8 protein-coding genes are annotated in these 5,428 nt (G+C 69.3%); all 8 read right to left on the bottom strand.

The window, feature by feature from the left end:
• A partial coding sequence (locus LQV45_RS16770) for a hypothetical protein (RefSeq protein WP_230008007.1) occupies window positions 1–204 on the bottom strand: 204 nt, incomplete at its 3' end.
• 12 nt (window positions 205–216) lie between these two features.
• Window positions 217–804 (bottom strand): hypothetical protein, encoded by a 588-nt coding sequence (locus LQV45_RS16765; RefSeq protein WP_230008006.1) that lies wholly within the window; start codon window positions 802–804, stop codon window positions 217–219.
• On the bottom strand, window positions 801–1,391 hold the full coding sequence (locus tag LQV45_RS16760; protein WP_230008005.1) for a DNA/RNA endonuclease G: 591 nt from the start codon (window positions 1,389–1,391) through the stop codon (window positions 801–803). The genes LQV45_RS16765 and LQV45_RS16760 overlap by 4 nt, the downstream gene beginning before the upstream one ends.
• Window positions 1,388–1,777, bottom strand: coding sequence for an alkaline shock response membrane anchor protein AmaP (locus LQV45_RS16755; RefSeq protein WP_230008004.1), 390 nt, complete (start codon window positions 1,775–1,777; stop codon window positions 1,388–1,390). Before LQV45_RS16755 ends, LQV45_RS16760 begins: the two co-directional genes overlap by 4 nt.
• A complete protein-coding gene (locus tag LQV45_RS16750) occupies window positions 1,774–1,962 on the bottom strand; it encodes a DUF2273 domain-containing protein (protein ID WP_138175541.1) in 189 nt (62 codons plus the stop codon). The genes LQV45_RS16755 and LQV45_RS16750 overlap by 4 nt, the downstream gene beginning before the upstream one ends.
• The gene (locus tag LQV45_RS16745) at window positions 1,959–2,429 is read right to left on the bottom strand and encodes an Asp23/Gls24 family envelope stress response protein (RefSeq protein WP_230008003.1); all 471 of its coding nucleotides are present in this window, start codon (window positions 2,427–2,429) and stop codon (window positions 1,959–1,961) included. Before LQV45_RS16745 ends, LQV45_RS16750 begins: the two co-directional genes overlap by 4 nt.
• 179 nt (window positions 2,430–2,608) lie before the next feature.
• Window positions 2,609–3,934 carry a UDP-glucose/GDP-mannose dehydrogenase family protein gene (locus LQV45_RS16740; protein WP_230008002.1) on the bottom strand — a complete coding sequence of 442 codons (1,326 nt, stop codon included), beginning with the start codon at window positions 3,932–3,934 and terminating at the stop codon, window positions 2,609–2,611.
• A 73-nt stretch (window positions 3,935–4,007) separates the two neighbouring features.
• A partial coding sequence (locus tag LQV45_RS16735) for a sugar transferase (RefSeq protein ID WP_230008001.1) occupies window positions 4,008–5,428 on the bottom strand: 1,421 nt, incomplete at its 5' end.

Raw genomic sequence — 5,428 nt, 5'->3', positions numbered from 1 at the left:
GAACTGGCGCAGTGCCTTCTTTGCCTTCTTCTCCGCCTTCGTGGCGGCCTTGCGTCGACGGCGACGTGCGCGCGGGTCGTCCCACATACGGACCAGCTGATGACCGACCGACTCGCGGGACTTCACTTTCACGCCGCCGGCGCGGGTGCCCAGGACATAGGCGACCAGAACGACGGCGCCCACAATGATGATGCGGTTGCGCATGGCATCCTCTTTCTAGTTCAGGCGCCGGTGGTCGTGCGCGAGCTTGGCGCGCAGACTCGAGTGCACCGAGATGTACGTGCGGAACTGCTGACCCGTCAGGGTCGCGAGGTTCTTGACGAGCGTGTCGACGTCCTCGGCGATCCGACGCGGCGACGTGTTCTGTCGCGGCATGACGCTGACGTGCAGCACTGCCTCTTTGCGCACCTCGTTCGAGGCGACGCGGGAGGCGAGGATCTCGTCGCGCTCGTCGAGCGAGCTCTTCAGAGCGGTCGATGCGAAGCCGTCCGTGATGGTGATGCGCCCTGCGGTGCTCTCGGCTCCTGTCGACTGGAGGGGAACGCGATGCCGTCCACGGACGGCCCCGACTGCGACGAGGACGAGGAGGAGCGCCACGACCACGAGCGCGGCGACGGCGCCGATGCTGAGCGAGGGCTGGCCGATGTCGTCGGCCCACCCGCGGATGCCGTCGGCCGTGCGTGTCCACACATCTGCGGCACCGGGGACGGCGACGACCACGATCAGGAGGGCTCCCAGCCCGAGCAGGACGAGCGCCACGACGAACAGCAGGATGCGGTTCACGGCGCGATTGGTGTTTCTCATCGCGAGTCTTCCTTCCCGGCGTCACGGGGACGCTCGACGCGGACGATCGTGCGGACCGACGGGGTGAGCCGGTAGGACGCGACCTCGTCTTCGACGATCCGGCGCAGGTGCTCCCGGTCGACCGGGATGCCCATCGGCGGACGGACCGTGACGTCGACGGTGCGGTGAGCGACGCCCACCAGGAGATTCTCCCGGGCGATCCCCGACTCGGTGGCGAGGTGCTGGGCCAGCGCCGAGGCCACGACGCCGTTGTCGACGACGACGGCCCGCTCGCCCCAAGCCATCTCGTGCTTGGACAGGCGGCCGGGGGCCACCGCGAGGATCGCGACGACGAGGCCGATGACCGCGAGGACGACGCCGGTCGCGATCAGCGCTGCGGGCGCGACGGCCGTAGGCAGAGCCGCCAACGCGTCGAACGCCGCGGCAGGGGCGATCAGCAGGGGAGGTCGGCCGATTGACGCCACCACGATCTCGACCGCGGCGTAGGCCGCAGCGAGGATGATCAGCACCACGACGATGAGCATCGCCGCGGTGCGGGGCGAATGCGTCTCCCGGCGCACGACGGTGCGCAGGACGGAGTCGGTCATCTCACCCTCCTCCGGCTCGGGGCGGTCGCGCCGCTGATGGTCAGGTCCACGCGCGAGACCTCGCGACCGAAGAGGCGGGTGAGGCGCTCGTGCAGGTCGTGCTGGATGCCGTGAGCGGCCTCCAGCACGGGTGTGGCCGCGAGCACGGCCTCGGTGTCATCGAGGCGGGGGATCGGGAACGGGGACCGCACGCGTACGGCGACGGTGTCGCGCGAGCCGGCGATCTCGACGGTCACATCCGCGCGGTCGACGCCGATCGATTCGGCGGCCGCCTGCTCCGCCGCCTTCCGGAACACCCGGTCGGCGATGTCGACACGGCCGCCGAGGCGCTCCGCGACCCCGCCCCCCGGAGCGGCCGTGGCCGTCCCGGGAAGCACGGTGGTCACGATGTGCTCCGACCCGAGAATGCGTTGGCGATGCTGCGGATGTCGATCTGGCCCGAGACGATGCGGCCGACGACAGCGCCGATCACCATGAAGAGGGCGACCAGGAGGAAGCCCCAGAATCCGAAGATCAGCGCGGCGACGGCCAGGACGAGACCGACGAGCGCGCCGGTGAGTGTCGGGTTCATGACACGCGGGAGGGGGTCGAGTCGTCGTCGTCGTCACCCGGGATGTGGATGTCGTTGACGTCGACGTTGACCTCGACGACCTCGAGGCCGACGAGACGGCTGATGGCGCCGGCGACGCGAGCGCGCACCTGGTCGGCCACCTCCTGGAGGGGAGCCGGGTACTCGACCACGATCGTGAGGTCGGCCGCGGCCTGGGTCTCGCCCACCTCGACCTTGACTCCCTGGGCCAGGTCGGTCGCGTTCATCGCGTCGCGGATCGCGCCGAAGGCGCGGGCTCCGCCGCCACCCAGGGCATGGACGCCGGCGACCTCACGCGCGGCCATGCCGGCGATCTTGGCCACGACCGCGTCGGCGATGGTGTTCTTGCCCGCTGTCTCGGCAGAGTCCCCGGAACCGGTGTACGCGCGGTCTACGCGCGAGCCGTGGGGCGCGGCCGGGGATGCCGTGGGCGTGTCTTCGTTAGCCATCGGAGTGTCCTTCCAGTACGTTCTGCTCCGGGCTTGTTCCCGGTGCAGCGATGTTCGCTTACTGAGGAGACGTGCCGAGGCGGTGATTCGTCACGGGCAGGACGGACATTCGTGCGGGCCGGCGCGAATGACGAACGCCCCGGCATGCTGCCGGGGCGTTCGCGAGTGTGTCAGAGGGGTCAGGGGCGACCCATGCCGTAGTACGTCCAGCCGGCGGCGCGCCACGCGGCGGCATCCAGGCAGTTGCGTCCATCGATCACGACGTGGCCGGAGGTCAGTTCGGCGGCGAGTGCGGGGTCGAGGTCGCGTCGGTACTCGTCCCACTCCGTCACGACGATCACGGCATCCGCTCCACGCAGAGCCTCGTCACGATCCTCGACGTACGTCAGCTGCGGGTGGATGCGGCGGGCGTTCTCGATCGCGGCCGGGTCGGTCAGGGTGACATCCGCGCCGAGGCCGTGCAGGCGCACCGCCACGTCGAGCGCGGGGGAGTCGCGGATGTCGTCGCTGTGCGGCTTGAAGGCAGCGCCTAGCACCGTCACCTTCTTCTCGAACACCGTGCCGCCGAGCGCCTGGACGGTCAGGTCGACCGCCCGGTCGCGGCGACGCAGGTTGATCGCGTCGATCTCGCGCAGGAATGCCACCGACTCTCCGCGGCCGAGTTCCTCCGCCCGAGCCGAGAACGCGCGGATGTCCTTGGGGAGGCAGCCGCCGCCGAAGCCGATGCCGGCGCCCAGGAAGCGGCGTCCGATGCGCGCGTCGTGACCGATCGCGTCGGCCAGGGTCGTCACGTTGGCTCCGGTGACCTCGGCGATCTCTGCCATCGCGTTGATGAAGCTGATCTTCGTCGCGAGGAACGCGTTGGCGGAGACCTTGACGAGTTCCGCGGTGGCGTAGTCGGTGATGATGAAGGGCGTGCCCTTGGCGATCGAGGGGTGGTATACCTCGCGCAGGACATCCGCGGTGCGCGCGCCCTCCTCGGTCGGCGCGCCGTCGAGGCTCGGGACGCCCGCGACGAGACGGTCGGGGTCGATGGTGTCCTGCACCGCCCAGCCCTCGCGGAGGAACTCGGGGTTCCACACGAGGGTCGCTCCGCGCTCGCTCACACGGGGAGCGAGCGACTCGGCGGTGCCGACGGGCACCGTCGACTTGCCGGCGACGATGTCACCCTCGGACAGGTAGGGCAGCAGGCCGTCCACGGCCGCGTGCACGTAGGTCAGGTCGGCGGCGTATCCGCCGGGCTGCTGGGGCGTGCCCACACCGATGAAGTGGACCTTGGCGCCCTGCGCGGCGGCCATGTCGGTCGTGAACGACAGGCGACCCGAGGCGATTCCCTCGGCGAGGATCTCCTGCAGTCCGGGCTCGAAGAAGGGCGCTTCGCCCTTCGAAAGCGAGGCGACCTTCCGTTCGTCGACGTCGATACCGACGACCTCGTGTCCGATCGAGGCCATCGCCGCCGCGTGAACGGCTCCCAGGTATCCACAACCAATTACAGAAAGACGCACGGGTCTCCTCCAGCTTTGTCCAGAGACGGCGCGCGACTGGCGCACCGTCGACCCGCGCGGGAGCGCGGGGAGTTCACGCGGCGGTCTCGCCCGGCGCCAGGGCGGCGCGGGCGGTCTTGCCGAGGATCACGAAGTCGCCGACGAGGGTCCAGTTCTCCACGTAGGACAGGTCCAGACGCACGGACTCTTCCCACGAGAGGGAGGAGCGCCCGCTGACCTGCCAGAGGCCGGTGATGCCGGGCTTGGCGAGGAATCGGCGGTGCACGTGGTCAGCATAGAGGGCGACTTCGGAAGGCAGCGGGGGCCGCGGGCCGACGAGCGACATCGAACCGCCGATGACGTTGAACAACTGCGGGAGTTCGTCGAGGCTGAACTTGCGCATGATTCGCCCGATGGGGGTGACACGCGGGTCGTTCTTCATCTTGAACAGCACCTCGTTGCCGGCGTCGCGCTCCTGTTTCGCCAACTGCTCGAGAAGATCCTCGGCGTTGACCACCATGGACCGGAACTTGATCATGGTGAACTCGTGGCCGCGGAATCCCACGCGCTTCTGTCGGAAGAACACCGGGCCTTCGCTGGAGAGCCGCACGGCCATTGCGAGGAAGGCCAGCAGAGGGCTGAGGACGATCACGCCGGCGATGCTGGCGACGAGGTCGACCGTCCGTTTGAGGAAGACCTGGCCCCGCGAGAACCGCGGCGTCTCGACGTGGATGAGGGGAAGGCCCGCGACCGGACGCGTGTGCAGTCGTGGGCCGGCGATGTCAATGATGCTCGGCGCGAGCACGAGGTGCTGGCGGCCGGCCTCGAGACTCCAGGAGATCTGCTTGACCTTGTCTGCCGGGAGCTCGTCCGCGCTGGTGACGGCGACCGTGTCGGCGCCGGTGACCTGGAGAGCGCGGATGACGTCGCCGACATGTCCCATCACGGGGATGTCGGTGCCCGGGATCGTGTCGGCGACCTTGCCGCTGGGCACGCACGCCCCGACCACTCGGTAGCCGGCGTTGGGGCTGCGGGCGAATTCGTGCGCCAACTGCGTCACCGAGGTGAGCGAGCCCACCAGCAGCACGTTCGCCGAGTACTTCCCGCGGGAGCGTTGGACGACCAGCCACTGGCGCCAGAGCCACCGCGTCACGATCAGGACCAAGACACCGACGGGCAGGCTGATCAGGAGGTACCCGCGCGCCACGTCGATCTGCGTCAGGAACGCGATGATGGCAATGGTCCCGAACAGCCGGAAGCTGGAGTCGACGACGCGGATGTACTCCTGCGAGCCGGTGCCCAAGACCCGGTCGCTGCGCGAGTCGATGAAGGAGAGCGCCCACATCCAGGCGACGATCAGGAGGGCGGAGAAGACCCAGTACGACAGGTCGGTGATGCGGCTGTCGCGGCTGGCCGCGACAGCGGCGTTCCCCGTGCCGAACCACGCCAGCTGGGTGCCGTAGACGACCCACACCAGGGACGCGAAGTCGGTGAGGATGAGGTTACGGCGATACC

The sequence above is a fragment of the Microbacterium sp. Bi128 genome (assembly GCF_918698205.1).
The sequence above is the reverse complement of the archived record's forward strand: the minus strand, read 5'-3'. Positions and strand labels throughout refer to the sequence as shown.

What these genes read in the sequence shown, in the direction of transcription:
- LQV45_RS16750 (WP_138175541.1), bottom strand. Translation starts at nt 1,962, where the DNA reads ATGAACCCGACACTCACCGGCGCGCTCGTCGGTCTCGTCCTGGCCGTC.
- LQV45_RS16760 (WP_230008005.1), bottom strand. Translation starts at nt 1,391, where the DNA reads ATGACCGACTCCGTCCTGCGCACCGTCGTGCGCCGGGAGACGCATTCG.
- LQV45_RS16745 (WP_230008003.1), bottom strand. Translation starts at nt 2,429, where the DNA reads ATGGCTAACGAAGACACGCCCACGGCATCCCCGGCCGCGCCCCACGGC.
- LQV45_RS16765 (WP_230008006.1), bottom strand. Translation starts at nt 804, where the DNA reads ATGAGAAACACCAATCGCGCCGTGAACCGCATCCTGCTGTTCGTCGTG.